Raw genomic sequence first — 506 nt, forward strand, 5'->3', positions numbered from 1 at the left:
AACTTGCCCGTACCCGGAGCTAGATGGTAAGGATATTATTGACGGCGTTCATCACCTACTCGGCTACCACAATGATGAATTAGTTGCCTGCGCTCGGCTTCTGCCAGCTGGAACCACTTACGATAACGTCAGTATTGGCCGAGTCGTGACCAAACAAACAGCCCGAGGTGGTGGCTTAGGCCATCAGCTAATCACACGAGCCATCCAAGCATGTTCTACGTTATGGCCCGAAAAAACCATAGACATTGGAGCACAAGAACAGCTTATCGATTTTTATGCTCACCATGGATTTGAAGTTATTTCTGATAGTTACTTAGAAGATGGAATTCCACACGTAGACATGCGTAGGAAGCAATCGACTCAATAAACCTCTACAAAACTACAATAAAAAAGACGCGAGATAATCGCGTCTTTTTAAAATCTACAATGGAAACTATTTGTTTCGGCCGAAGCTGCCATCCGATAGGCGAAAAAACATAACCGAATGATCGCTCTTTTCCAGTTGC

At 44.5% G+C, this 506-nt stretch carries 2 protein-coding genes; one reads left to right on the forward strand and one right to left on the reverse strand.

Features of this window, described 5'->3' with window-relative positions; all coding sequences use genetic code 11:
* Positions 1–367: GNAT family N-acetyltransferase (locus R7O13_RS31225; protein WP_318305774.1), on the forward strand; the 367-nt coding region annotated here is incomplete at its 5' end.
* A gap of 66 nt (positions 368–433) precedes the next feature.
* Here the strand turns inward: R7O13_RS31225 and R7O13_RS31230 are convergent.
* Positions 434–506 (reverse strand): LysM-like peptidoglycan-binding domain-containing protein (locus R7O13_RS31230; protein ID WP_318305775.1); only part of this gene is annotated, 73 nt, incomplete at its 5' end.

The organism is Vibrio sp. Y176 (genome assembly GCF_033438945.1).